Raw genomic sequence first — 25,254 nt, 5'->3', positions numbered from 1 at the left:
CCCTTTTGCCTTTTTAAGGAGGAAAAATGATGATTACGTTAACAGGACATACATTGACAGTTGAAGAAATGAAGAGGTTATTACTGGAAGGAGAAGGTGTAACAGCTTGTCCAACTAGTATGCAAAAGGTAGCGGAGTGCCGCGAAGTAGTTGAGAAAATTGTAGAGGACGGAAAAGTCGTTTACGGTATTACAACTGGATTTGGAAAGTTTAGTGATGTGCTTATCCAAAAAGATGATGTAAAGGCACTTCAACATAATTTAATTCAGTCACATGCATGTGGGATAGGTGATCCATTCCCGGAAGAAGTATCGCGCGGAATGTTAATTTTACGAGCGAACACGATGCTTAAAGGAGTATCAGGCGTAAGGCCGCTTGTTGTAAATATGCTTCTTGAGTTTGTAAATCGTAAAATTCATCCAGTCGTTCCGCAACAAGGTTCACTTGGTGCAAGTGGAGATTTAGCACCTTTATCTCATCTTGCGCTCGTATTATTAGGCGAAGGTGAAGTGTTCTATAAAGGGAAACGCGTTCATGCAATGGTTGCTCTTACAGAAGAAGGGCTTGAGCCAATTGAACTTGAAGCGAAAGAAGGTCTTGCGTTAATTAATGGTACGCAGGCGATGACAGCACAAGGAGTTCTTTCTTATATAGAAGCAGAAGCAACGGCGTATCAAGCTGAACTAATTGCTTCGATGACAATTGAAGGGTTACAAGGCATTATTGATGCATTTGATGAAAATGTTCATAAAGCACGTGGCTATAAAGAGCAAGTGGATGTAGCAAGCAGAATTCGTGACATTCTTCATGATAGTAAGTTAACAACAAAACAAGGAGAACTACGTGTACAGGATGCCTATTCACTTCGTTGTATCCCGCAAGTACACGGTGCTTCTTGGCAAGTTTTGAATTATGTGAAAGAAAAATTAGAAATTGAAATGAATGCCGCAACAGATAATCCGCTAATCTTTGATGGCGGGGAAAAAGTAATTTCAGGTGGTAATTTCCATGGTCAACCGATTGCATTTGCGATGGACTTCTTAAAAGTAGGAATGGCGGAACTTGCAAACATTTCAGAGCGTCGTATTGAGCGTTTAGTAAATCCGCAGTTAAACGATTTACCGCCATTTTTAAGTCCAGAACCAGGACTTCAGTCTGGTGCAATGATTATGCAATATGCTGCAGCGTCACTAGTTTCTGAAAATAAAACGTTAGCACATCCAGCGAGTGTTGATTCAATCCCGTCATCAGCTAACCAAGAAGATCACGTAAGTATGGGAACAATTGCTTCACGTCATGCACATCAAATTATTCAAAATGTAAGACGTGTTCTTTCAATTGAAATGATTTGTGCGATGCAAGCGGCAGAATATCGTGGAATTGAAAACATGAGTACAGTGACGAAGAGCTTCTACCATCAAGGGCGTCAGCAAGTACCATCTATTACAAATGATCGCATCTTCTCAACGGATATTGAAAATATTGCACATTGGTTAAAAACGAATTATTCGATAAAAGAAAGATTGGATGTAAACGCAGCACTATAAAATGAGAAAAGGGAGAGATTGAAATGGAAAAAGTACAACAAACAATTCGCGCGCCAAGAGGTACAGAGTTACAAACGAAAGGGTGGGTGCAAGAAGCTGCACTTCGTATGCTAATGAACAATTTAGATCCGGAAGTTGCTGAAAAACCAGAAGAATTAGTTGTGTATGGCGGAATTGGCCGTGCAGCTCGTAACTGGGAAAGCTATCAGGCGATTGTAGATTCATTAAAAACGTTAGAAAGCGATGAAACGTTACTTGTTCAATCAGGAAAACCAGTTGCCATTTTTAAATCACATGAAGATGCACCTCGCGTTCTGTTAGCGAACTCAAACTTAGTACCAAAATGGGCAAACTGGGATCACTTCCGAGAACTAGAGAAAAAAGGTCTTATGATGTACGGACAAATGACAGCTGGTAGCTGGATTTACATTGGAACACAAGGGATTCTACAAGGAACATATGAAACATTTGGTGAAGCAGCTCGTCAACATTTCGACGGTTCATTAAAAGGTACATTAACACTTACTGCTGGTTTAGGTGGTATGGGTGGTGCACAACCTCTTGCTGTAACGATGAACGGCGGTGTTGTCATTGCTATTGATGTTGATAAGCGTAGCATCGATCGTCGTATTGAAAAGAGATATTGTGACATGTATACAGAATCATTAGAAGAAGCATTAACTGTTGCGAACGAGTATAAAGAGAAGAAAGAACCAATTTCAATTGGCTTGCTAGGAAATGCGGCAGAGATTTTACCAGAACTAGTGAAGCGTGATATTACGCCAGATTTAGTTACAGATCAAACATCTGCTCATGATCCATTAAACGGTTATATTCCAGTAGGTTACACATTAGAAGAAGCAGCGAAACTTCGTGAAAAAGATCCAGAACGTTACGTACAATTATCAAAAGAAAGTATGACAAAACATGTGGAAGCGATGCTTGCGATGCAAGAAAAAGGTGCAATTACATTTGATTATGGAAATAACATTCGCCAAGTTGCTTTCGATGAAGGTTTGAAAAATGCTTTCGATTTCCCAGGATTCGTTCCAGCATTTATTCGTCCATTATTCTGTGAAGGAAAAGGGCCATTCCGCTGGGTAGCACTTTCTGGTGATCCAGAAGATATTTATAAAACAGACGAAGTAATTTTACGTGAGTTCGCTGATAATGAACATTTATGTAACTGGATTCGTATGGCACGTCAACAAGTTGAGTTCCAAGGACTTCCATCACGTATTTGTTGGTTAGGTTACGGTGAGCGTGCGAAATTTGGTCGCATCATTAATGAAATGGTTGCAAATGGTGAATTATCAGCACCGATTGTTATTGGTCGTGACCATTTAGATTGCGGATCAGTAGCATCTCCAAACCGTGAAACAGAAGCGATGAAAGACGGTAGTGATGCAGTAGCTGACTGGCCAATTTTAAATGCATTAATTAATAGTGTAAACGGTGCGAGCTGGGTATCTGTTCACCACGGTGGTGGCGTTGGTATGGGTTATTCACTTCACGCTGGAATGGTTATTGTTGCAGATGGAACAGAAGCAGCAGCAAAACGTATTGAGCGCGTATTAACTTCTGACCCTGGTATGGGTGTTGTTCGTCACGTGGATGCTGGATATGACTTAGCTGTGGAAACTGCGAAAGAAAAAGGCGTTAACATTCCAATGATGAAATAAGGAGGAGAAAACATGCTGGACACTTTACTAATAAATATCGGTCAATTACTAACAATGGATCAAGAAGATGGCTTGTTAAGACGAGAAGCGATGAACACGCTTCCTGTTATCGAAAACGGTGCGGTTGGAATTGAAAATGGTGTAATCACTTTCGTTGGAACAGCGGAAGAAGCGAAAGGATTACAAGCGAAAGAAGTTATTGATTGCGGGGGGAAAATGGTTTCTCCTGGTCTTGTTGATCCGCATACCCATCTTGTATTTGGTGGATCTCGTGAAAATGAAATTGCGCTAAAATTACAAGGAGTTCCGTACTTAGAAATTTTAGAACAAGGCGGAGGTATTCTTTCAACTGTAAATGCAACGAAACAGGCGTCGAAAGAAGAACTTGTTCAAAAAGCGAAATTCCATTTAGACCGTATGCTATCTTTCGGCGTTACAACTGTAGAAGCGAAGAGTGGTTACGGATTAGATGATGAGACGGAATGGAAACAATTAGAGGCAACTGCACAATTACAAAAAGAGCATTCAATCGATTTAGTTTCCACATTTTTAGGTGCTCATGCAGTTCCGAAAGAATATAAAGGTAGATCGAAAGAATTTTTACAATGGATGTTAGACCTATTACCAGAAATGAAAGAGAAACAATTGGCGGAATTCGTTGATATTTTCTGTGAAACAGGTGTGTTCTCAGTAGAAGAATCAAAAGAATTTTTATTAAAAGCGAAAGAGCTTGGCTTTGATGTGAAAATTCATGCAGATGAAATCGACCCTCTTGGTGGTGCGGAAGCAGCGGCAGAAATCGGTGCAGCATCAGCAGACCATCTAGTTGGCGCTTCTGATAAAGGGATTGAAATGCTTGCAAACTCGAATACAGTAGCAACATTATTACCAGGAACAACTTTCTATTTAAATAAAGAAAGCTTTGCTCGTGGTCGTAAAATGATTGATGAAGGTGTTGCAGTTGCGTTAGCTACAGACTTTAACCCAGGTAGCTGTCCAACTGAAAATATTCAGCTTATTATGAGCATTGCGATGCTAAAACTGAAAATGACACCAGAAGAAGTTTGGAATGCCGTAACGGTTAACTCATCATATGCCATTAACCGTGGTGATGTAGCTGGGAAAATTAGAGTTGGTCGTAAGGCAGATTTAGTTTTATGGGATGCTTACAATTATGCTTACGTACCGTATCATTACGGCGTAAGTCATGTGAATACAGTATGGAAGAATGGTAATATTGCATATACAAGAGGTGAACAATCGTGGAGCACGGCCACTATTTAAAGAAAAACGCAAAGTTTATTGATCGTGAAGTGACAAAATGGAGTGAGATGATTAAAGATTGGGAGGAAGGTGTAGAAATATTCGGTGCTGCCTTAATTGGAGCACCCCTTTCTAAACCATCTATTAGTCATTCAGGAGCGAGTTTTGCTCCAAAGACAATTCGTGCGATGTTAGATGCATACAGCACATATGCAATTACAGAAGAACACGATATGAAAGAAAGTGTCTTATATGATTGCGGCGATATTACGATGCATGTGACGGATATAAAAGAAAGTCATAACCGAATTGCGAAAACAGTTGGTCATGTAACGAAAGTAAATCCGAACATGATACCAATCGTTCTTGGTGGTGACCACTCGATTAGTTTTCCGAGTATAACAGGCTTTGCAAACAGTAAAGGAAAGGTCGGGATTATTCAATTTGATGCTCATCATGATTTACGTAATTTAGATGATGGAGGCCCGTCAAATGGTACACCATTCCGTAGTTTACTAGAAAATGATGTCATTACAGGGAAACAACTTGTTCAAATTGGAATTCGTAATTTTTCTAATGCACGTGCGTACCATGAATATGCAATAGAGCATGGTGTAACAGTGTATACAATGAAAGACGTACGAGAGCGAGAAATAAAAGATATTATCACGGAAAGTATTGAATTATTAAGAAATCAAGGTGTGACTTCTATTTATATTTCTCTTGATATGGATGTGCTAGACCAAGCGTTTGCACCAGGTTGTCCAGCAATTGGGCCTGGTGGAATGGATAGTACGACTTTACTAGATGCGATTGAATTCCTTGGTAAAGAACCGCTCGTTCAAGGGATGGATATAGTAGAGATTGATCCAACTCTTGATTTCAGAGATATGACGAGTAGAGTAGCAGCGCAAGTGATTATGAGTTTTCTTTTAGCGAGGGAAACGGTTAGTAAACAAGTTAGTATATAGACGGAAAAGTAGATCTTTATTTATGCCTTAACAAAAACACATCACTACTTAAATGTAGTGATGTGTTTTTGTATTAAAAGAGAATGAATGTGTGTGGAACCGTTAATGGAATTGCGATTTTTATAGTTTATTGTGTAAATTTAATTTCTTGCTTCTGAAGTGTTGACGTGTAAAATAATTTTATGATAAAATAAAAATTTTGCTAAAAAACTAAAAGTATGTTAAGCTTGAGAAGGTTACCATATATGGAGGTGGATTATTTGTTTCAAATTGGCGATAACATTGTTTATCCAATGCAGGGAGCAGGTATAATTAAAGCCATAGAAGAGAAGGAAATCTCAGGAGAAAAACAACAGTATTATGTTATAAAAATGTCGGCTAGTAATATGGAACTAATGATTCCAGCAGGGAGAATATTGAATTCGAATATACGTCCAGTTACGGATATAACCGCATTAGCACACATAATGGATATTTTTCAACATGGGGAATCAGATAGATTACTTACGTGGAAACAAAGGTATAAATTGAACACTGATAAAATAAAGACGGGTAAAATGCAAGAAGGTGCTGAAGTTGTGCGTGATTTAATGCGTATACAGAAAGAAAAAGCACTTAATGCAAGCGAAAAGAAGATGTTAGATAACGCATATGAATTTTTGATTAGTGAACTGGGATTAATTGAAGGTATCACAGAAAATCAGATAAAAAGCTTTTGTTAAGGTTCATTACAAATAATGTATTATATCCCAAAAAAGATCTTGAATTTTTTGGGAACATAATTATAGAAAATTTATCATTTCAAAGACATTCAACTCTTTCAAACCACTTTTAGAGCATTACCTCTATTGTTATTACTACAATCAAATCCATTTTTATTTTTTAATTTCATTTATGAATGTTCGAAGTTTAATTGAATACTTCGATAAAATAGTTACTTGATTTTTGCAATCCTGATTCACACTGGCACGGACGAGGAGCCGTAAGGATGAAAGAGAGGTAGGGCTTTCATTGTTTTAGGTATATAAGTTATTATTTTTAGAAGAATACTGAACCATTTTCACTTCTATTGATAAGGTGCTTTTTTATTAAAGAGATAAACGAATTGACAGCCATATATGGTCAACAAAAAAGGTTTCCTCCTAAGGAAACCTTTTTAATATTATTTATAGCGTTTTGTTTTTTGAATATTCGAATTTTTTATTTTAAAGTCGTAAAAATTGACGTTACTATCTAAAAGTAAGTATGATGCGATTATAGTAAGATTTTTTAGGGGGAAGAAAAATGACAAGTTCAAGTAATAAAGCAGCGAGTATTTATGAAGGAACAAATGTAAATGCTGGGGGATTTTTTGAAAACGTTGAAGAAACAAAGTTGTTTGATCCAATTCAAGTTGGAGCTTGGTCTCTTCGTAATCGTATAGCGATGGCACCGATGACAAGATGCTTTGCAGATAATGAGACTGGAGTAGTTGGTGCGGATGTAGTGGAGTACTACAGAAAACGTGCTGCGGATGGAATTGGACTAATTATTACAGAAGGAATTGTCATTAGTCCGAGAGCAAAAGGAAACCCAGGAGTACCAGGTATTTATACACAAGAACAAATCGATTCTTGGAAACCTGTTACAGAGGCAGTACATAAAGAAGGCGGGACGATTATTGCTCAAATATGGCATGTTGGGCGTATGAGTCATCATGAAATAATTGGTGGTCAAATGCCACAAGCGCCGTCGGCTATCGCTGCAGAGGGAAATGTTCCACGCTTTCGTAAACCGTTTGATATGCCAGAAGCAATGACGTTAGAAGAAATACAAGAAGTGATCGATCAATACGCACAAGCTGCGAAAAATGCGATCGAAGCTGGATTTGATGGAGTAGAAATTCACGGTGCACACGGATATTTAATCGATCAATTTACGTATGAGTTTGCGAATAAGCGAACAGATAAATATGGCGGTGATTTAAAACAAAGGTTAACGTTTATGAAAGAAGTAACGGCAGCTGTAATAGAAGCTGTTGGAGCTAATAAAACACTTCTTCGTTTCTCTGCTTTCAAAGGTGATAATCCTACTTATATGTGGGAAAACCCTGAGTTTGCAATTGAAACGTTCATAAATATGTTTAAAGAGGTTGGATTAACGATGATCCATCCTTCAACGATGAATTATACCCAAGAGATTGCTGACGGAAAGAATTTTCATCAACTAGTAAGAAAATATTGGGATGGTACGATTGTTGGGGTTGGTAATTTAAATCCGAAAGAGGCCGAAGAAGCGTTGCAAGAAGGAACGATTGATGTAGCGGCATTCGGAAGACCGTTAATTGCTAATCCAGACTTTGTTCATCGAATTAAACACGCTGAAAGTTTAGTTGAATATGACGCGAAAGAGCATCTTGTTACGTTAGTATGAATAAAGATAAAAGGAGAACACATCTAGTGTTCTCTTTTTATTATGGAATTTCATAGGGGGAAGCGGGATGAGTGAAACGCTACTCGTTATTATTAGTATATTACTATTTTTAATGTTGCTTTTAATCGTCTTTTTTATCATTACATTTTTTATAAAAAAACGAACACATCATTCTATTTTAAAATTACATCCGTACTTAGGAAGAATGCGCTACTTACTGGAAAAGATAGGGCCTGAATTTCGACAATATTGGTTTGATCATGATACGGATGGAAAGCCTTTCTCACGTTATGATTTTCAAAGTGTTATGTTTTTAGCGAAATATCGCTCTGAAATACTTGGTTTTGGATCAAAACGAGATTTTGAAGCTTCTGGATATTATATTGCTAATACATTATTTCCGATATTAACGGAGGAATTAAGTGTGAATCTCACGCAAGAGCGAGAAGGTAAAAAGTACGTGATTCATAAAGAAGGGTTATTTTCAAGAAGAGAAAAATTGACAGCGGATACAACGAATCTTTGGCTGTACGAAGAAGATGATGCAATTATAGTCGGTGAGAACCGTAAATATCCGTGGAAGCTACATGGCATGTTTGGTGCATCTGCGACTTCTTATGGTGCGATTGGAGAAAATTATATTTTAGCGAGTGGTCTTGGAGCAAAAATGGCAGGCGGGTCGTGGATTAATACGGGTGAAGGTGGCGTTATTCCAGAACATTTACATACAGGAGCGAATATCGTTGCGCAAATTGGTCCAGGGTTATTTGGATACCGTGATGAAGACGGTAATTTTTCAATGGGAAAATTCATGGAGAAAGTGAAAGAAAGTAATATTAGAGCATTCGAATTGAAATTTGGGCAAGGTGCTAAAATACGTGGTGGTCATTTAGAGGGGCAAAAAGTAAATGAGAAAATTGCGTTTGTTCGCAACGTCCGAAAGGGAGAGACGATTAATTCACCGAATCGATTTTCATTTTTAAAGAATGCAGCGGATACACTTTATTTTATTCAACAGTTGCAAGAAAGCGGCGGTAAACCAGTTGGAATGAAAATTGTAATTGGTCAGCAGAAGCCTTTGGAAGATTTAATAAAAACAATGAAAGAACTAAACATTTATCCAGATTTTATTACAATAGACGGTTCAGAAGGCGGGTCAGGGGCAACGTATAAATCGATGGCAGATTGTATGGGACTGCCGCTTATTCCAGCATTACTTACATTTATTGATACAGCAAACCATTATGGTGTTCGTAACAAGTTTAAAGTATTTGCATCGGGTAAATTAATCACACCAGATAAAGTAGCGATTGCTTTAGCGATTGGGGCGGATGCTGTAAGTTCAGCCCGCGGATTTATGATGGCAAGCGGCTGTATTATGGCCCTTCAATGTAATTCTGGCCAATGTCCATCTGGTGTAGCCACGACGAATTCGCATTATCAAAAAGCGTTAGATCCGTATGAGAAGAAGTGGCGAGTCATGAATTATATTATTAGTATGAGATATAGTTTATTTTCATTAGCGGCAGCGGCGGGAGTGAAGAGCCCGCGCCATTTAACTAGAGAGCATATTGTGTTTAAAGACGAGGTGGGGAGAGTAGTTCCTCTTTCGGAATTGTTTCCTATAGTAAATCAAACCTAAAAGTATATTTGATATGTAAGATTTTTTTAAGGAATAATCATATTTTTGGAAAAATTAGGAGTATAATAGGGAAGTATTTTTAAAAATGACTATTTTTAGGGAGAGATTCACTTGCAACAAGGTTCTTACAGTATTACAATTTTTTTACTCGTCATAGGGCTCGTTATATTTAGACGCATGCGCTCTATGAATCGACCAATTAATAATAAAGGAAGACGACTACTATTGCCATTATTTTTCTTATTACCAGGTTTTTCTTTATACGCAGCACCGATACAACTTGCTGGTTGGCAAATTTGTATAGCTGCTGGGATCGGACTGCTATTGTCAATTCCACTTATTATTTTAAGTGGGTATGAAGTCAGAGAAGATGGTCAAATTTATGCAAAAAAAAGTATCGCTTTTATTGCTACATTTTTAGTTATCGTTCTTTTACGTGCTTATTTTAGAAGACATTTACAAGGTCTAGATCCAAAGTCAATCGGCATTCTTTTCTACACTCTTGCGGTTTGTTATATAGTACCTTGGCGTATTGGATGTTATATGAAATTTCGTAAAGTATATGTAGAGAAAGAGAAAATTGAGACGTCAATAAGCTAAAAGTCATACATTTGTATGGCTTTTTTCTTTTAAAATTTATCGGGTAAACGAATGAAAATAAGGTGTGAAAAAACACCGTTTAATTTTCTGAATATTATTACTTTAATTCCTTAAAAAATCATTGTAATCCACTGGGATAAAGGCGTTTATAAAGGTTTTCACATGTAATAAAAAGTGCTCGTTCACTTGAAAGAACAAAAAATGTTTGTTAAGGTAGGGAACCATAAGCGAAAACAAGAAAATAGAAAAAGTCATTTTTCGAAATTTTGAATGGCTTATGGACTAAGGGAGAGATTTGGTGAAGATTGAAATTATGGTATCGCTTGCTATTTATATGGCAGGTATGTTGTATATCGGATATTGGTCTTATAAGAAGACATCCGATTTATCAGATTATATGTTAGGCGGGAGGGGACTCGGTCCAGCAGTTACAGCTTTATCAGCTGGTGCTTCTGACATGAGTGGTTGGATGCTAATGGGATTACCTGGTGCGATGTATGCAACAGGATTATCAAGTGTATGGATTGCGATAGGTTTATTAATAGGTGCGTATGCAAACTATTTAATCATTGCCCCGCGTTTACGAACGTATACAGAAGTGGCAAATGATTCAATTACGATTCCAGACTTTTTAGAGAATCGGTTTAAAGATCGTACGAAAATACTTCGTTTTGTCTCCGCTATCGTCATTTTAGTATTTTTCACATTTTATGCGTCGGCTGGTTTAGTTTCAGGTGGACGTTTGTTTGAAAATTCTTTTAACCTTGATTATAAAATTGGTTTATTTGTAACAGTGGGTGTCGTTGTTGCGTATACACTATTCGGTGGCTTTCTAGCCGTAAGTTGGACGGACTTTGTGCAAGGTTGTATTATGTTTATTGCGCTTGTATTAGTGCCAATTGTTGCTTTTACGGATGTCGGTGGTGTAACAGAAACATTTAATACGATTAAGCAAGTCGATGCATCGCATTTGGATATGTTTAAAGGGACTACAGTATTAGGGATTATTTCCTTTTTAGCATGGGGCCTTGGATATTTTGGTCAACCACATATTATTGTCCGCTTTATGGCAATTACCTCTATTAAAGATTTAAAAACTTCTCGTAGAATCGGTATCGGTTGGATGACGATTTCAATTATAGGTGCAATGCTTACTGGTCTAATTGGTATCGCCTATTATGCTAAAAATAATGCGATATTACAAGACCCAGAAATGGTCTTTGTAACATTCTCAAATATTTTATTCCATCCATACATTACAGGATTTTTATTATCAGCTATTTTGGCTTCGATTATGAGTAGTATTTCCTCACAATTACTTGTTATTTCAAGTGCAGTAACGGAAGACTTTTATAAAACATTTTTCCGTCGTAACGCAAGTGACAAAGAACTTGTATTTATCGGTAGATTATCAGTATTAGTAGTGGCTATGATAGCAGTTGTTTTAGCGTATCATCCAAGTGATACAATTTTAACACTTGTAGGTTATGCTTGGGCAGGATTTGGTTCAGCATTTGGACCCGCTATTTTATTAAGTTTATATTGGAAGAGAACGAACAAATGGGGCGTTCTTGCTGGTATGATTGTCGGTGCAGTAGTTGTTATAGCATGGGTACAAATTCCAAGTTTAAAAGCAATTATGTATGAAATGGTACCTGGATTCTTCTGTAGTTTATTAACTGTTATCGTTGTAAGTTTATTAACGAAAGAACCCGTTAAGGCAGTTCATCGTGAATTTAATGAGATGGAAGCAGTACTGGAAGAAGAAACGAAATGATTTGAAAAGAGAGTAGACGGTGAATAACGTTTACTCTCTTTTCTTTTTAAATGAAATAAGTAACTTATTGACAAAGAAAAGTAAGTAACTTATAATAAGTATTGAGGTTGAGATAAATGACATTCTAAATCAAGTTTTATTATGATTTTAGAGTGAGTAAATGTTTTTTGGAAACTATCTTGAAATCGAGATAATCCCGATAAGTTAGACGCTAATGTGTAATTTTGTAATTAATATCTCGAATTCGAGATAAAATTATTATAACGGATTTTACTTTGTAGCATGGACAAAATGAATAATGAATTTAAATGTAAAAGAATTTTTATAATGAAATAAAAAAGGAGTGGAAGAAATGGAAAAGAAAACAATGGGAATCCATCACATTACAGCGATTGTAGGGCATCCACAAGAAAATGTAGACTTTTATGCTGGTGTATTAGGGTTACGTTTAGTGAAACAAACAGTGAATTTTGATGATCCAGGTACGTACCATCTTTATTTTGGAAATGAAGGAGGAAAGCCTGGAACAATTATTACGTTTTTCCCATGGGCAGGTGCTCGTCAAGGTATTATTGGGGACGGTCAAGTAGGAATTACGTCTTACGTTGTACCAAAAGGTACAATGGAGTTTTGGGAAAATAGATTAGAAAAATTCGATGTTTCGTATACAAAAATGACTCGTTTTGGAGAGCAGTATTTAGAATTTGATGATCCGCATGGTTTGCATATAGAATTAGTTGAAAGAGAAGCAGGCGAATTAAACAATTGGAGTTTTGGAGAAGTTACACCAGAAGTAGCAATTAAAGGGTTTGGAGGTGCTGTTCTTTTATCTGCACAGCCTCAAAAAACAGCTGAATTGTTAGAACATATTATGGGTCTTGAAAAAATTGGAGAAGAGGGCGAATTTGTTCGATTCCGTTCTTCTGCTGACATTGGAAATATTATTGATTTGAAATTATCAACAATCGGTCGTGGCCAAATGGGCGTTGGCACAGTTCATCATATTGCCTGGAGAGCGAGTGATGATGCTGATCAGCTAGACTGGAAAGAGTATGTGTCGCGTTTTGGATATCACGTAACTCCTGTACAAGATCGAAATTATTTTAACGCGATTTATTTTAGAGAACATGGTGAAATCTTATTTGAAATTGCAACAGATCCTCCTGGTTTCGCTCATGATGAATCGTTAGAGACGATGGGTGAGGAATTAAAGTTACCGGAACAATATGAACACCATAGAAAACAGATTGAACAAACGCTTTTACCATTTGAAGTGAGAAATTTAGATTAAAGTGATTGGAGGGGGAACAGGATTATGATGAAACATGTTTTTCAAAAAGGAAAAGATACGTCAAAACCAGTGTTGTTATTACTTCATGGCACAGGTGGTAATGAATTAGATTTACTACCACTTGCAGAAATAATTGATCCGGAAGCGTCGGTATTAAGCGTTAGGGGAAATGTGTTAGAGAATGGGATGCCGCGTTTCTTCCGCCGATTAGCAGAGGGCATTTTTGATGAAGAGGATTTAATTTTCCGTACGAAGGAATTAAATGAATTTTTAGATGAAGCGGCTAAAGAATATAAATTCGATAGAAATAACATTGTAGCTATCGGTTATTCGAATGGGGCAAATATCGCAGCAAGCTTATTATTCCATTACGAAAATGCATTGAAAGGTGCTGTGCTTCATCACCCAATGGTACCAAGAAGAGGAATTCAATTAGCAAATTTAGCAGGGAAATCTGTGTTTATTGCTGCTGGGACAAATGACCCAATTTGTTCATCAGCAGAGTCAGAGGAATTGAAGGTACTATTAGAAAATGCAAATGCGAATGTAACAATGCATTGGGAAAATCGAGGGCATCAATTAACGATGGGTGAAGTAGAAAAAGCAAAAGAGTGGTATGACAAAGCATTTTAAAAAAGAAGCATCTGCTAACGATTAGCAGATGCTTCTTTTTTATTTAAGACTGGATTGCAAGATGAGATGAAGAAAGTGGTAGCTCAATATCAACAATCGTACCTTTATTTAATTCGCTTGAAATGTGTAATCTACCATGATGTTCTTCAATTATTTTGTAACACATCATTAATCCTAGTCCTGTGCCTTTTTCTTTTAAACTATAAAAAGGTTCGCCTAGACGGGAGATACGATCTTCAGGAATGCCGCAACCTTCATCGATAATTCGTATTAAGATGAAATTATCCTCTAATGGTTTTGTTTGGATGAAAATATTTCCGCCATTTGGCATTGCTTCTATCGCATTTTTTAATATGTTTATAAAAACTTGTTTTAATTGGTTACCGTCACATTGAATATCATATACGTAATCAAAATGATCCATGATGATATGAACGCTATGCATAATTGCAGTCGGTAAAATAAATGTAACTACCTCTTCAATTAAAGTTTGTATGTTACAAGTTTGGATAGATAATACTTGTGGCTTAGACATCGCCATAAATTGACTCGTGATGGATTCCATTTGTGAAATCTCACTTAACATAACATCGATATACCATTTCTGCTCCTCACTTATTTCAGGGAGGAGCAACGTTAGAAAACCTTTTAGAGAAGTGAGTGGATTTCGAATTTCATGGGCAATTCCAGCTGTCAGTTGTCCGACTACTGCGAGCTTCTCTGATTTTCGTAGTAACTTTTCAGTTTCTTTTAGCTCAGTAACATCTCTCCCCATCACGATAAGACCTTTGCGAGAACCATCAGGATGATAAAGCGGAACTTTTGATATACTTAAGATTAGATCGAAATCATCTCTATGTATAATAAATTCCTCGCCATGAAGAATTTGTCTTTGTTGCCATGCTAGTTCATCGATTTCTTCACAATGTAAAAAAGCTTCTCGGTATGCTTCATTATATTGAATGAGTTCGCTATCTTTTTTCCCGTGGTAAGGTACATGATGGAAATTGAAGCAAGAAAGTGCGTAATCATTTGCCTCAAGCCAGCGCCCTTCATGATCTTTAAAAATAACAAACGCAGGCATGGAGTTTACTAATGTACGTAATCTCTTCTCACTTTCTTTTAGCATATTCTCAATTCTTTCTGATTTTTCAAGCGGCTTCATAATAGCATATACGCCAGTAAGACGATTTTGAACAAAAATAGGAACTAGTTTTGTCACAACATCTAATAAGAATCCATTTTTATGATAAATAGATAAGATATACTCTTGTTGATTATCCGCTTCAGTATTCTTTATATTTTGTAATACTTGCTCAGAAATATGGGCTTCTAAAATAGAGGTAATATTTTTCTGTTCTAATTCTAAAGAAGTGTAACCTAATATTCTTTCGGCAGAAGGATTTATATGTAGAATAACTCCTTCTAAATTTAATGAAATAATACTATCAGGATTGTGTTCGAACAGAGATGCGTACATTTCTGTTAATGAACGATCTTGTATATGGTTTCGCAAACGTCTAGAAATGTTCGGATGACGTTTGTTTTGAGTTGGTGAATATTTTTTACGACTCATAATAGTTCCTCCGTACAAATAGCATCTAAAAAGATTTGTCTATTCATAACTATAATATAGATGTAATGTGTATTTCTATAAAAAATGGAAGTTATAGAATAAATTTTGTTTTTTTTATTTTTTGCAAGGTGAATGCAGGATGGTAATAAGGGGAGCTTATATTGTTTTATAAACCTTTTGTAAGTTACAGACGGCTGTTTTCCGTATAACATTAGGGTAGAGGAGGGGGAGAGAAAATGAAAAATTATATTCAAGGGATTGATCACGTGCAAGTAGCTGCACCTGTAGGGTGTGAAGAAGAGGCGCGTGATTTTTATGGGAATACGATTGGTATGGAAGAAATTCCAAAGCCAGAAGAGTTGAAAAAACGAGGTGGATGTTGGTTTAAATGCGGAAATCAAGAAATCCATATTGGTGTCGAGCGGAACTTTACACCAGCTAAAAAGGCTCATCCAGCTTTTTATGTGAATGAAATTAATGAATTTAAGCAAACACTTATAGAGCAAGGTGTTAAAGTGATTGATGATTATGCACGGCCAGATGTAATTCGATTTTACGTGTCAGATCCATTTGGAAACCGAATTGAATTTATGCAAAATAAAGACTAGGTGGATTCCCACCTAGTCTTTAACTTCTTCTGAAAAGTCCTAACACTTCTACAGTTTCTGTAATATTAACGAATGCATTCGGGTCGATTTCAGAAATTGTTAGTTTCATACTTGCTAATTCTTCACGAGAAACGACCGTCATAAGTACACGCTTTTTCTCGCTTGAATAAGCACCTTCGCCATCAAGTAACGTTATTCCACGTACAACAGTTGAAAGAAGTTGTTTTTTCATTTTTTCTGCTTCATTTGTTACAATCATAAGTGTAACTTTACGATGTTTTGTATGAACAGCATCAATTACTTTACCAGTTACATAAATTGAAAGTAAGCTTGTAAGTGCAACATCCCAGGTGAAGAAGAATCCTGCGATTATTACAACGACTGTATTTAGAACAATAAGGAATCCGCCAAGTTTAATGTCTCGCTTGCGGGATAAAAGCATACCGATAATATCAAATCCACCAGTGGATCCATTACAGTTAAAAACAAGACCAATACCAGCTCCGGCAATGACACCTCCGAAGATAGAAGATAACAATGGATCTGTTGCTACGACTTTTACTGGAACGTAATATAATGCAACAGATAATACAACTACAGAGACAACTGTGTTAAAAATTACTTTTTTTCCAAGACCTATGTACCCTAAAATAAGGATAGGTAAGTTTAATACAAAGTTAATAATGCCTGTGTTTACAGGGGTTACAATCCCTAAAATAATAGCAATTCCGCCAATTCCACTACTTAAAATTTTGTGGGGGATAAGGAAAAGATTAAAGGCAACCGCAATAATAATAGAACCGATAATAACACCAAGGAATCTGACCATTTCTTTCCCGTCCTTCACTGAAAAATTCATATTATTTCAAGATTATATATGATATTGAAAGTTTTGGGTAAAAACAGTTTATTTAGGTAAATTAGATTAATCAAAAGAATTTGAGTATTTTATCATTTGAAAGGGGATACAGTTGTGAAGATAAAAACATATCAACAGAAAAGCCCGTTGAAGCAAGAATGTGAGGATTCTTATTTTTGTAATAAAGAAAAAAAGATTTATGGTGTATGTGACGGTGCAACACCACTTGTCCCGTTTCGTGATGAAAAGGGACATAATGGAGCATACATCGCTTCGCATTTATTTGCAAGTTATTTTACTGCATTACGAGAGAATCATAGTTTACAATTTGCAGTTGCCAAAGCAAATGAAGCATTGCAAAGCAAAATGTTAGAATATGAAGTAGACACGAGAAAAAAAGAGCATTTGTGGTGCACATGTATCGCGGCAGTCCAAATAGTTGGTGAGAAAATTGAATATGCGCAGCTTGGGGACTGTATGATTGTCGCAACTTTTCAAAATGGAACGATGCAAGTATTAACGAAAGACACAGTTGAAGGAATTAGTAAACGAGCAAAAAGGAAGAGGGAAGAAGATCGTAAGAAAGGTTTATCTGTGCCGGAAGAACCTGTTTTTCAAGATGTTCGAGAACAATTAAAGTACAATCGTTATCTTGCAAATATGCCAAATGGTTACTCAGTTGCAAATGGAATGAAAGAAGCGATACATTATTTACAACATGGTGAATTACATACAGATGAAGTGAGTGGGATTTTTATTTGTTCAGACGGGTTATTTCACCCAGATTGGTCATTAGAACAAACTGTTGCATATATAAGAAAGAATGGTATAAACGAATATATAGCAATCATTGAAAAGCTGGAAGGGGAAAAGAGAATAAAACCAGATGATAAAACGATTATTATGATTGATTTTTAAGAGGAGGCAGTTCAAATGGAAATTAAATATGTCAATCTAACATTTCAAGATGAATTAGTTCCTTTAGAAAAAGTAAATCAACTGATTATCCACCATACAGCTGAAGATGGATGGGACGTGTATAAAACACATGAATTTCATCAAACTGTAAGAGGGTGGAGCGGGATTGGTTACAACTATTTTATCGAAAAGGACGGAACTGTAGTGGAAGGGCGAGGTTTACATATTGGAGCGCACGCGAAAGACCATAACCGTCATACAATTGGAATATGTATGACGGGAAATTTCGATAAATACGATCCAACTCCTGCACAAGTGAATGCATTATATTCTTTATGCAAAATGTTTATGAAGCAATTTGCTATAAAGAAAGAAAATATACTAGGTCATAGAGAGTTAGAAGGAGTTACAAAAAGCTGTCCTGGTAATCGTTTTTCTATGGTAGAGTTAAGGAAGATATTATCTTAAATATAGAGGAGTAACAACGATGATGAATATAAAAATACCAAATGATAAAAAAGAAGAGCTTGTAGCGCAAATTCAGCAATTTTTCGTTGAAGAAGATTTAGATGAAATTGGACGTTTCCAAGCAGAGCGTTTAATAGAAGAAATGGTTAAATTAGTTGGACCATTTGCATACAATCAAGCAATTGGAGATGCAAGAAAGCTTGTAAGTGAGAAATTAACGAATATCGAAGAAGATTTATACGTGTTAGAGAAGAATGAAGGAAAATAAAAAAAGAGCCCATCGGCTCTTTTTTTATTTGATTGATAGCAAAAAAACATAGGGAAAACACGGAAAAGACATTGAAAATACACCTTTTATTTTTAGAATATTCTTAGTTTTAAAATACTTCAGAAAGGAAGATTGTAATGAGATTAACGCCAAGAGAAATTGATAAACTGCTAGTAGTTGTTGCGGCTGATTTAGCTTATCGACGAAAGGAGAGGGGGCTTAAGTTAAACTATCCAGAAAGTATCGCTATTATTACGTATGAAATTTTGGAAGGAGCAAGAGATGGTAAAAATGTAGCGGAATTAATGGAACTTGGAAAAAACATTTTAAGTGCTGAAGATGTTATGGATGGTATTGCAGACATGATATCAGATATTCAAGTTGAGGCAACTTTTCCTGATGGAACAAAATTAGTAACTATTCATCAGCCAATTCATTAAAGGAAGTGAATGTTATGATTCCAGGGCAATATATCCTTGCGAAAGAAGACATAGTATGTAATGGAAATAAAAAAGCAATGAAAGTCAAAGTGATAAATCAGGGAGATAGACCCATTCAAATTGGATCTCATTACCACTTTTATGAAGTGAATGAGGCGTTAAAATTCAATCGCAGTGTAGCAATTGGACAACATTTAAATATTCCAGCAGGTACAGCGGTAAGATTTGAGCCTGGAGATGAAAAAACGATTGAACTAGTTCCATATTCAGGGGAACAAGAAGTATATGGATTTAAAAATAAAGTGGATGGCGATATTCAATCTTACACAAAAAGAGGGAGATAGCATGAGTTTTAAGATGTCACGTAAACAATATGCTGATTTATATGGTCCAACTACAGGAGATTCTATTCGTTTAGCGGATACACAATTATTCGCACATGTTGATCGAAATGCCACTATATATGGTGATGAAGCTGTCTTTGGTGGAGGAAAATCAATTAGGGATGGTATGGGACAAAATTCACAACTTACAAGAGAACAGGGGGTTGTGGATGTTGTTATTACGAATGCAATTATTATTGATTATACGGGAGTATATAAAGCGGATATTGGTATAAAAGATGGGAAGATTTCAGCAATTGGTAAGAGTGGTAATCCTTCAGTTATGGATAATATTGATATCATCATTGGAACATCAACGGAAGTAATTTCTGGTGAGCGGAAAATCGTTACAGCTGGAGGTATTGATACACATGTGCATTTCATATCCCCACAACAAATTGATACGGCATTGGCTTCAGGTATAACAACTTTAATTGGTGGGGGAACAGGACCGGCAGAAGGGACTAAGGCAACTACAATAACACCTGGATCTTGGAATTTAAGAAAAATGCTAGAAGCAGCAGAAGCTTTTCCTATAAATCTTGGATTTTTAGGGAAAGGAAATAGTTCAAGTTTACCTGCCCTGGAAGAACAAATATTTGCAGGGGCTATCGGATTGAAAATCCATGAAGATTGGGGAGCAACTTCATCAGCAATTAATCACTCGTTACAGATTGCTGATAAATATGATATTCAAGTCGCTATTCATACGGATACGTTAAACGAATGTGGTTTTGTGGAAGAAACGATAAAAGCTATTGATAATCGTGTTATTCATACGTACCACACTGAAGGAGCTGGAGGTGGGCATGCACCAGATATTATAAAGATTGCTGCGCTGAATAATATTTTACCATCATCAACGAACCCGACCTTGCCATATACAGTGAATACGCTGGATGAACATTTAGATATGCTCATGGTATGTCATCATTTAAAAGCGAATATTCCAGAAGATGTAATGTTTGCAGATTCAAGGATTCGAAAAGAAACAATCGCGGCAGAGGATATTTTGCAAGATCTAGGGGTTTTCAGCATGATTAGCTCTGACTCACAGGCGATGGGAAGGATTGGCGAGGTTATTATTCGCAATTGGCAAACCGCCGATAAAATGAAAAAGCAGATTGGTAGTTTAGAGGGAGATAAAGAATATAACGATAATAATAGAATTCAACGTTATATAGCTAAGTATACAATTAATCCAGCTATTACACATGGGATTTCAGAATACGTGGGCTCTATTGAAATAGGAAAGTATGCAGACCTTGTAATATGGGATCCACAATTTTTCGGTGTTAAGCCAGATATGGTTTTGAAAAACGGAATGGTAGTGATGGCATTAATGGGAGACGAGAATGCTTCAATTCCTACCCCACAACCATATTACGAAAAAAAGATGTTTGGTGCATATGGAAAAGCAGTACAGTCAAGTTCGATTACATTTGTATCGAAAGTAGCTTATGAGAATAATATTAAAGAAAAATTAGGTTTAAATAAAGTTGTATTACCTGTTAAAAATACGAGAGAGATTTCGAAGCAAGATATGAAGCTAAATAATGCAACACCAGAAATTGAAGTAGATCCGCAGACATATGAAGTTAAAGTTGATGGACAAGTAATCACGTGTGAAGCAGTAGATGTACTACCTATGGCTCAAAGATATTTTTTATTTTGATATAACGGGGGAGATAAAATGATTATTGAAAAAATTAATAACAACGTATGCAATATGAATGATTTCTCAAACACAAAAAAGCATCTTGATAAGATATTAATTTCTAGTGAGCTTTTACTGAAGAGAGTTCAGAAATTATATTCAGAATCTGGTTTTGAAATTGGGGTGTCTTTAGATAGTGGAGAAACATTAAAGAACGGTGATATTTTATATGAAGATGAAAATCGAATTGTGTATATTGAAGTATTACCAGAAGAGGTAATTGTAATTACTCCAAAATCAATAAAAGAAATGGGGATTATTGCTCATAACTTAGGGAATAGACATTTACCAGCACAATTCGATGAAGGGTGCATGATTTTGGCGAACGACTACTTAGTAGAAGATTTACTTAAAAAGGAAGGTGTTCCTTATCAAAAAGAAAATAGAGTATTACCAAAACCGTTCAAGCATGCTTCGCACAAACATATTTAACCTACTTAACCTACTCCAAATTAGTGATTCGAACTTCCCAACAGGAAGTTTTAGTCACTCTTTTGGATTAGAAACATTTATTCAAGAGGGACAAGTTACAAATAAAGCCGAATTTTTCAAATGGGTTAATCGATATATAAAAGTCCAATTAACATACACGGATGGCTTAATTTGCAAATATACTTACGAAGCAATTAAGACTAATGAGAGAGAACAAATTACATTTTTAGATGATTTAATAACAGCACAAACACTGCCTTTTGAATGTAGAAAAGCAAATAGAATGATTAGTAAAAGTACTTCTAAATTATTGTGTGAATTGTTCTCATTTGTAAATTTAAATATATATAAAGAAAATATTATGGGTAATAAATTACAAGGTCATCCGAGTATCGTATACGGAATATTAGGGGCGGAATTGAAAATGACAATAGAAGAAACGCTCTTAGTTTTCTTATACTCAAGTGTTGGAAGTATAATTCAAAACGGTGTGAGAGCCATTCCTCTTGGACAAACAGATGGTCAAAAACTATTACAAGAATGCCATGAATTAATCTGTGAATCTATTGATAGAATTCAAATACTTTCATTAGAGGATTTTGGATTGAATGATCCTGAATTCGAAATAAATCAAATGCAACATGAAGATGTAAATGTAAGGGTCTTCATGTCATAGGGAGGAAAAAATAAAATGATAAAGCCTATTAGAATTGGTATCGGTGGCCCAGTAGGTGCTGGGAAAACAATGTTAGTTGAAAAGTTAACAAAACATCTAAATACAGATTATGAAATTGCAGCAATTACAAACGATATTTATACGAAAGAAGATGCAAAAATTTTATTGAAAACAGGTGTTTTACCAGAAGATAGAATTATTGGTGTAGAGACAGGAGGGTGCCCGCATACAGCAATTCGAGAGGACGCCTCTATGAATTTTGAAGCAATTGAAGAACTTATGATGAGACATAATAATTTAGATATTATTTTTATTGAAAGTGGGGGTGATAATTTAGCTGCCACATTTAGTCCGGAGCTAGTGGATTTTTCAATTTATATTATTGATGTGGCACAGGGAGAAAAGATTCCGCGTAAAGGTGGACAAGGAATGATCAAATCTGATGTATTTGTGATTAATAAAACGGATTTGGCACCTTATGTAGGGGCTGATCTTGGAGTTATGGAGCAGGATACGAAAAATTACCGACATAATAAACCATACTTTTTTACAAATTTGAAGGATGAGGAAGGTTTACAAGAATTAATAAATTGGATGCGACAAAACATTATGTTAGAAGGATTGAAAAAATGAAATCCCCTACAGGTGTCTTAAATATTGATGTGATGGAAAAGAGACATAAAACCGTACCTATTAAGGTTTATCATAAAGATGCCTTAAAAGTAACGCAGCCAATATATTTGGACGAGTATGGTAGAGCATATTACTATATTATGAATTCTGGTGGAGGCTATTTAAAAGGAGATTTCTATTCTATAAATATAAATGTTGGTAAAGATGCGAAAACATATATAACAAGCCAATCGGCAACGAAAGTGTACAAGACTCCAAATAGTTATGCTTTGCAAGAATTGAATTTTTATATTGGTGAGAATGCTGTTATGGAATATCTACCAGACCCGTTAATTATGTACAAGGATGCAGCATATAAGCAAAAAACAAATATATATATGCAAAATAATTCTACATTGATTTTATGCGATTCAGTTACGCCTGGTTGGTCGCCAAATATGGAGAAGTTCACATACCAATATTTTGATTCGTTAACAAAAATATATATGGAAAATAAACTTGTAGTATACGATCATCTATTGTTAAACCCTTTCAAAGAGTCGTTAGATCAAATGGGAATATTAAATCAATATTCCCATTATGGTACTTTCATAGTTATTAATGAGAACATTACAAATGATTTAATTGCAGCATTGAAAACATCACTATCTAACACTAACAATATGAAAATTGGAATATCTTCTACACCATGTAAAGGCTTTGTCATACGCATACTTAGCCATAATACAGAGGATATCGAGTCTATATTTTTTCAGTGTCATCGTTTTGTTAGAGAGAATTGTCTACATGAAGAACTAACATCCTATCGAAAATATTAAGTAAGGGAAGGGGATACTATGACTAATGTGGGATTATTGTTTGTCGGTGCAGTTCTATTTATGAATTCACTAGCAGCTTTTAAACTCATTGATAGCAAAAGTGTAGGATACTTTAATTTATTTGTAGGGGCATTACAAACTTTGACACCATTATATTTATTATTTACAGGAAGTCAATCCGATGAGTGGACTATCCTATCTAATGGAACTATTTTTTTATTTGGTTTTACTTATTTATATGTTGGTCTTACGAATATATTAAAACTTGATTCTTCAGGTGTAGGTTACTATTCTCTTTGGGTTGCTATCATTGCAACGGTTATGGGAATAGTGAATCAATTACATGAGAGTGGAAGTCTGCAAAGTACAATAATTTGGTTCTTTTGGGCATTCCTTTGGTTTTTATTTTTCCTACAAGATGGATTGAAAAAGAAGATTCATATTTATGTAGGTATTGTTTGCTTCGTTGAATCCTGGATTACTGCAACAGTACCAGCTCTGTTAACACTTACAAATCATACAGACGTGTTAAATAATTTTGTAATTATTTTAGTGACTATTATAACGATTGTAGTTTTTATTATGGCACTTTTCTTTTTCAAAAGTATTCAATTTAAAGTAGAAAGGGCTAGTAACTATGTGGAAAAGTGAACTGAAAAAGGCAACTAACTTTTTTGTTATTATTATATTTCTTCATGTGCTTGGAATTCTCTTATTATTACCAGCACTGTATAAAGGTAATAGCATAATCGGAATGGCTATTATTGCATATTCTTTAGGATTGCGTCATGCGTTTGATAGTGATCATATTGTCGCAATTGATAATACTGTTCGGAAATTAATTGAAAAAGGTAAAAACTCACAGGGGGTGGGATTTTACTTCTCATTAGGACACTCTACGGTAGTATTTGTGATGATTGTATTAATTGCTTTAATTGGAAAAACTGCAAAACATGGAATGGAGAGCTTCTCAACTATAGGCGGTATTATTGGTACAATCGTTTCTAGTACATTCCTTATCATTATCGGTCTTACCAATCTGTTGTACCTTATTAAAGTGTTACGAAGTCAAGAGGACAAACAGCCAGAAAACCTGGGATTTATATACCGTTTCACGCAGCGCTTATTTACGTTTATTGATAGTCAGAAGCAATTGTATATGATCGGTTTTTTATTTGGGCTTGGTTTTGATACAGCGAGTGAAATTGGATTAATTGCTCTTTCTACAGTAACTGCAACAAGTCAATCTATTCCACTTGTCAGTATATTTGCTTTTCCCATTTTGTTTGCTGCAGGAATGTCATTGATGGATACATTAGATAGTACATTCATGAATACGAATTATAAGTGGGCAATGGAAAATAGTCGAATAAGAAATTCATATAATGTATTAATTACCTCAATATCTGTTATAACGGCTTTTTTAATAGGGGGGTATCAACTATTATCTTTGCTTATTGAAAGCTATAATTTACAGGGACCGTTTTGGAATCTCATACAGGTAGTTAATTTTGATTATCTGGGTATATGTCTTGTTTTATTCTTTATTATTTCTCTTATTATTTTTGCTGTATGGAATAGAAATGTCTTTAAAGAACCACTTACAAAGAGTATAGAGAAATAAAAAAATATCGTATGTT

General features: G+C 35.6%; 26 protein-coding genes. 24 read left to right on the top strand and 2 right to left on the bottom strand.

The features are described from left to right. The first annotated feature begins 29 nt into the window (after positions 1–29). The 11 genes from hutH (at position 30) to MR112_RS24345 (ending at position 13,818) form a co-directional block, all read left to right on the top strand. Positions 30–1,547, top strand: coding sequence for a histidine ammonia-lyase (gene hutH, locus MR112_RS24395; protein ID WP_000631874.1), 1,518 nt, complete (start codon positions 30–32; stop codon positions 1,545–1,547). 23 nt (positions 1,548–1,570) lie between these two features. Then, complete coding sequence (gene hutU, locus MR112_RS24390; RefSeq protein ID WP_000416944.1) at positions 1,571–3,229, top strand: urocanate hydratase; 1,659 nt, start codon at positions 1,571–1,573, stop codon at positions 3,227–3,229. Between the two features lie 12 nt (positions 3,230–3,241). After that, on the top strand, positions 3,242–4,513 hold the full coding sequence (hutI, locus tag MR112_RS24385; protein ID WP_000887531.1) for an imidazolonepropionase: 1,272 nt from the start codon (positions 3,242–3,244) through the stop codon (positions 4,511–4,513). Next, positions 4,492–5,463, top strand: a complete 972-nt coding sequence (gene hutG, locus MR112_RS24380; protein ID WP_000399838.1) for a formimidoylglutamase — start codon at positions 4,492–4,494, stop codon at positions 5,461–5,463. The genes hutI and hutG overlap by 22 nt, the downstream gene beginning before the upstream one ends. 260 nt (positions 5,464–5,723) lie before the next feature. Next, positions 5,724–6,185: a CarD family transcriptional regulator gene (locus MR112_RS24375; RefSeq protein ID WP_170317877.1), complete on the top strand. Its 462-nt coding sequence runs from the start codon at positions 5,724–5,726 to the stop codon at positions 6,183–6,185. A gap of 562 nt (positions 6,186–6,747) precedes the next feature. Beyond that, entirely contained in the window at positions 6,748–7,875 is a 1,128-nt protein-coding gene (locus MR112_RS24370; protein WP_000204580.1) for an alkene reductase, read from the top strand. A 67-nt stretch (positions 7,876–7,942) separates the two neighbouring features. Beyond that, positions 7,943–9,517 carry a glutamate synthase-related protein gene (locus tag MR112_RS24365; RefSeq protein WP_242245518.1) on the top strand — a complete coding sequence of 525 codons (1,575 nt, stop codon included), beginning with the start codon at positions 7,943–7,945 and terminating at the stop codon, positions 9,515–9,517. Positions 9,518–9,628: 111 nt separating this feature from the next. After that, on the top strand, positions 9,629–10,117 hold the full coding sequence (locus MR112_RS24360; RefSeq protein ID WP_001183921.1) for a CcdC family protein: 489 nt from the start codon (positions 9,629–9,631) through the stop codon (positions 10,115–10,117). 298 nt (positions 10,118–10,415) lie between these two features. Further along, positions 10,416–11,894: a sodium/proline symporter PutP gene (gene putP / locus MR112_RS24355; protein WP_000687595.1), complete on the top strand. Its 1,479-nt coding sequence runs from the start codon at positions 10,416–10,418 to the stop codon at positions 11,892–11,894. 352 nt (positions 11,895–12,246) lie between these two features. Next, positions 12,247–13,185 carry a ring-cleaving dioxygenase gene (locus tag MR112_RS24350; protein ID WP_242245517.1) on the top strand — a complete coding sequence of 313 codons (939 nt, stop codon included), beginning with the start codon at positions 12,247–12,249 and terminating at the stop codon, positions 13,183–13,185. Between the two features lie 24 nt (positions 13,186–13,209). Beyond that, a complete protein-coding gene (locus tag MR112_RS24345) occupies positions 13,210–13,818 on the top strand; it encodes an alpha/beta hydrolase (RefSeq protein ID WP_000975454.1) in 609 nt (202 codons plus the stop codon). Positions 13,819–13,861: 43 nt separating this feature from the next. Here MR112_RS24345 and MR112_RS24340 read toward each other — a convergent pair whose 3' ends face one another. Further along, a complete protein-coding gene (locus MR112_RS24340; protein ID WP_000087662.1) occupies positions 13,862–15,394 on the bottom strand; it encodes a BA3702 family sensor histidine kinase in 1,533 nt (510 codons plus the stop codon). Positions 15,395–15,630: 236 nt separating this feature from the next. On the opposite strand from MR112_RS24340, the gene MR112_RS24335 reads away from it, so the two are divergent. Then, a complete protein-coding gene (locus MR112_RS24335) occupies positions 15,631–16,002 on the top strand; it encodes a VOC family protein (RefSeq protein ID WP_000800772.1) in 372 nt (123 codons plus the stop codon). 19 nt (positions 16,003–16,021) lie between these two features. Here MR112_RS24335 and MR112_RS24330 read toward each other — a convergent pair whose 3' ends face one another. Beyond that, positions 16,022–16,831 carry a YitT family protein gene (locus MR112_RS24330; protein ID WP_000251348.1) on the bottom strand — a complete coding sequence of 270 codons (810 nt, stop codon included), beginning with the start codon at positions 16,829–16,831 and terminating at the stop codon, positions 16,022–16,024. Positions 16,832–16,957: 126 nt separating this feature from the next. Here MR112_RS24330 and MR112_RS24325 point away from each other — a divergent pair, with 126 nt between their 5' ends. The 12 genes from MR112_RS24325 (at position 16,958) to MR112_RS24270 (ending at position 25,238) form a co-directional block, all read left to right on the top strand. Then, positions 16,958–17,779: a protein phosphatase 2C domain-containing protein gene (locus MR112_RS24325; protein ID WP_226368989.1), complete on the top strand. Its 822-nt coding sequence runs from the start codon at positions 16,958–16,960 to the stop codon at positions 17,777–17,779. 15 nt (positions 17,780–17,794) lie between these two features. After that, positions 17,795–18,247 (top strand): peptidoglycan recognition protein family protein, encoded by a 453-nt coding sequence (locus tag MR112_RS24320; protein WP_000404192.1) that lies wholly within the window; start codon positions 17,795–17,797, stop codon positions 18,245–18,247. Between the two features lie 19 nt (positions 18,248–18,266). Then, positions 18,267–18,515, top strand: coding sequence for a DUF2164 domain-containing protein (locus MR112_RS24315; RefSeq protein WP_000981075.1), 249 nt, complete (start codon positions 18,267–18,269; stop codon positions 18,513–18,515). A 137-nt stretch (positions 18,516–18,652) separates the two neighbouring features. Then, positions 18,653–18,955 (top strand): urease subunit gamma, encoded by a 303-nt coding sequence (locus tag MR112_RS24310; RefSeq protein WP_001241327.1) that lies wholly within the window; start codon positions 18,653–18,655, stop codon positions 18,953–18,955. A 14-nt stretch (positions 18,956–18,969) separates the two neighbouring features. Beyond that, positions 18,970–19,299, top strand: a complete 330-nt coding sequence (locus tag MR112_RS24305) for an urease subunit beta (protein WP_000612160.1) — start codon at positions 18,970–18,972, stop codon at positions 19,297–19,299. Position 19,300: 1 nt separating this feature from the next. Then, positions 19,301–21,013 (top strand): urease subunit alpha, encoded by a 1,713-nt coding sequence (gene ureC, locus MR112_RS24300; protein ID WP_226368988.1) that lies wholly within the window; start codon positions 19,301–19,303, stop codon positions 21,011–21,013. A gap of 18 nt (positions 21,014–21,031) precedes the next feature. Further along, complete coding sequence (locus MR112_RS24295) at positions 21,032–21,487, top strand: urease accessory protein UreE (RefSeq protein ID WP_000582805.1); 456 nt, start codon at positions 21,032–21,034, stop codon at positions 21,485–21,487. Then, positions 21,465–22,163, top strand: a complete 699-nt coding sequence (locus MR112_RS24290; RefSeq protein WP_095690375.1) for an urease accessory protein UreF — start codon at positions 21,465–21,467, stop codon at positions 22,161–22,163. Before MR112_RS24295 ends, MR112_RS24290 begins: the two co-directional genes overlap by 23 nt. A gap of 15 nt (positions 22,164–22,178) precedes the next feature. Beyond that, positions 22,179–22,796: an urease accessory protein UreG gene (ureG, locus tag MR112_RS24285; RefSeq protein ID WP_016080654.1), complete on the top strand. Its 618-nt coding sequence runs from the start codon at positions 22,179–22,181 to the stop codon at positions 22,794–22,796. Next, positions 22,793–23,614 carry an urease accessory protein UreD gene (locus MR112_RS24280; protein WP_048655779.1) on the top strand — a complete coding sequence of 274 codons (822 nt, stop codon included), beginning with the start codon at positions 22,793–22,795 and terminating at the stop codon, positions 23,612–23,614. The genes ureG and MR112_RS24280 overlap by 4 nt, the downstream gene beginning before the upstream one ends. Positions 23,615–23,632: 18 nt before the next feature. After that, positions 23,633–24,265 (top strand): AmiS/UreI family transporter, encoded by a 633-nt coding sequence (locus MR112_RS24275; RefSeq protein ID WP_048655778.1) that lies wholly within the window; start codon positions 23,633–23,635, stop codon positions 24,263–24,265. Further along, positions 24,252–25,238 carry a HoxN/HupN/NixA family nickel/cobalt transporter gene (locus tag MR112_RS24270; protein ID WP_071731640.1) on the top strand — a complete coding sequence of 329 codons (987 nt, stop codon included), beginning with the start codon at positions 24,252–24,254 and terminating at the stop codon, positions 25,236–25,238. Before MR112_RS24275 ends, MR112_RS24270 begins: the two co-directional genes overlap by 14 nt. Positions 25,239–25,254: the final 16 nt, after the last annotated feature.

Source organism: Bacillus cereus group sp. BfR-BA-01330 (assembly GCF_022663885.1).
Taxonomy (GTDB): domain Bacteria; phylum Bacillota; class Bacilli; order Bacillales; family Bacillaceae_G; genus Bacillus_A; species Bacillus_A cereus.
Note: the sequence above shows the minus strand (reverse complement) of the source record. Positions and strands in the feature narration are given on the sequence as shown.

What these genes read in the sequence shown, in the direction of transcription:
- hutH (WP_000631874.1), top strand. Translation starts at nt 30, where the DNA reads ATGATTACGTTAACAGGACATACATTGACAGTTGAAGAAATGAAGAGG.
- hutU (WP_000416944.1), top strand. Translation starts at nt 1,571, where the DNA reads ATGGAAAAAGTACAACAAACAATTCGCGCGCCAAGAGGTACAGAGTTA.
- hutI (WP_000887531.1), top strand. Translation starts at nt 3,242, where the DNA reads ATGCTGGACACTTTACTAATAAATATCGGTCAATTACTAACAATGGAT.
- MR112_RS24370 (WP_000204580.1), top strand. Translation starts at nt 6,748, where the DNA reads ATGACAAGTTCAAGTAATAAAGCAGCGAGTATTTATGAAGGAACAAAT.
- MR112_RS24365 (WP_242245518.1), top strand. Translation starts at nt 7,943, where the DNA reads ATGAGTGAAACGCTACTCGTTATTATTAGTATATTACTATTTTTAATG.
- MR112_RS24350 (WP_242245517.1), top strand. Translation starts at nt 12,247, where the DNA reads ATGGAAAAGAAAACAATGGGAATCCATCACATTACAGCGATTGTAGGG.
- MR112_RS24345 (WP_000975454.1), top strand. Translation starts at nt 13,210, where the DNA reads ATGATGAAACATGTTTTTCAAAAAGGAAAAGATACGTCAAAACCAGTG.
- MR112_RS24340 (WP_000087662.1), bottom strand. Translation starts at nt 15,394, where the DNA reads ATGAGTCGTAAAAAATATTCACCAACTCAAAACAAACGTCATCCGAAC.
- MR112_RS24335 (WP_000800772.1), top strand. Translation starts at nt 15,631, where the DNA reads ATGAAAAATTATATTCAAGGGATTGATCACGTGCAAGTAGCTGCACCT.
- MR112_RS24330 (WP_000251348.1), bottom strand. Translation starts at nt 16,831, where the DNA reads ATGGTCAGATTCCTTGGTGTTATTATCGGTTCTATTATTATTGCGGTT.
- MR112_RS24320 (WP_000404192.1), top strand. Translation starts at nt 17,795, where the DNA reads ATGGAAATTAAATATGTCAATCTAACATTTCAAGATGAATTAGTTCCT.
- MR112_RS24315 (WP_000981075.1), top strand. Translation starts at nt 18,267, where the DNA reads ATGATGAATATAAAAATACCAAATGATAAAAAAGAAGAGCTTGTAGCG.
- MR112_RS24310 (WP_001241327.1), top strand. Translation starts at nt 18,653, where the DNA reads ATGAGATTAACGCCAAGAGAAATTGATAAACTGCTAGTAGTTGTTGCG.
- MR112_RS24305 (WP_000612160.1), top strand. Translation starts at nt 18,970, where the DNA reads ATGATTCCAGGGCAATATATCCTTGCGAAAGAAGACATAGTATGTAAT.
- ureC (WP_226368988.1), top strand. Translation starts at nt 19,301, where the DNA reads ATGAGTTTTAAGATGTCACGTAAACAATATGCTGATTTATATGGTCCA.
- MR112_RS24295 (WP_000582805.1), top strand. Translation starts at nt 21,032, where the DNA reads ATGATTATTGAAAAAATTAATAACAACGTATGCAATATGAATGATTTC.
- MR112_RS24290 (WP_095690375.1), top strand. Translation starts at nt 21,465, where the DNA reads ATGCTTCGCACAAACATATTTAACCTACTTAACCTACTCCAAATTAGT.
- ureG (WP_016080654.1), top strand. Translation starts at nt 22,179, where the DNA reads ATGATAAAGCCTATTAGAATTGGTATCGGTGGCCCAGTAGGTGCTGGG.
- MR112_RS24280 (WP_048655779.1), top strand. Translation starts at nt 22,793, where the DNA reads ATGAAATCCCCTACAGGTGTCTTAAATATTGATGTGATGGAAAAGAGA.
- MR112_RS24275 (WP_048655778.1), top strand. Translation starts at nt 23,633, where the DNA reads ATGACTAATGTGGGATTATTGTTTGTCGGTGCAGTTCTATTTATGAAT.
- MR112_RS24270 (WP_071731640.1), top strand. Translation starts at nt 24,252, where the DNA reads ATGTGGAAAAGTGAACTGAAAAAGGCAACTAACTTTTTTGTTATTATT.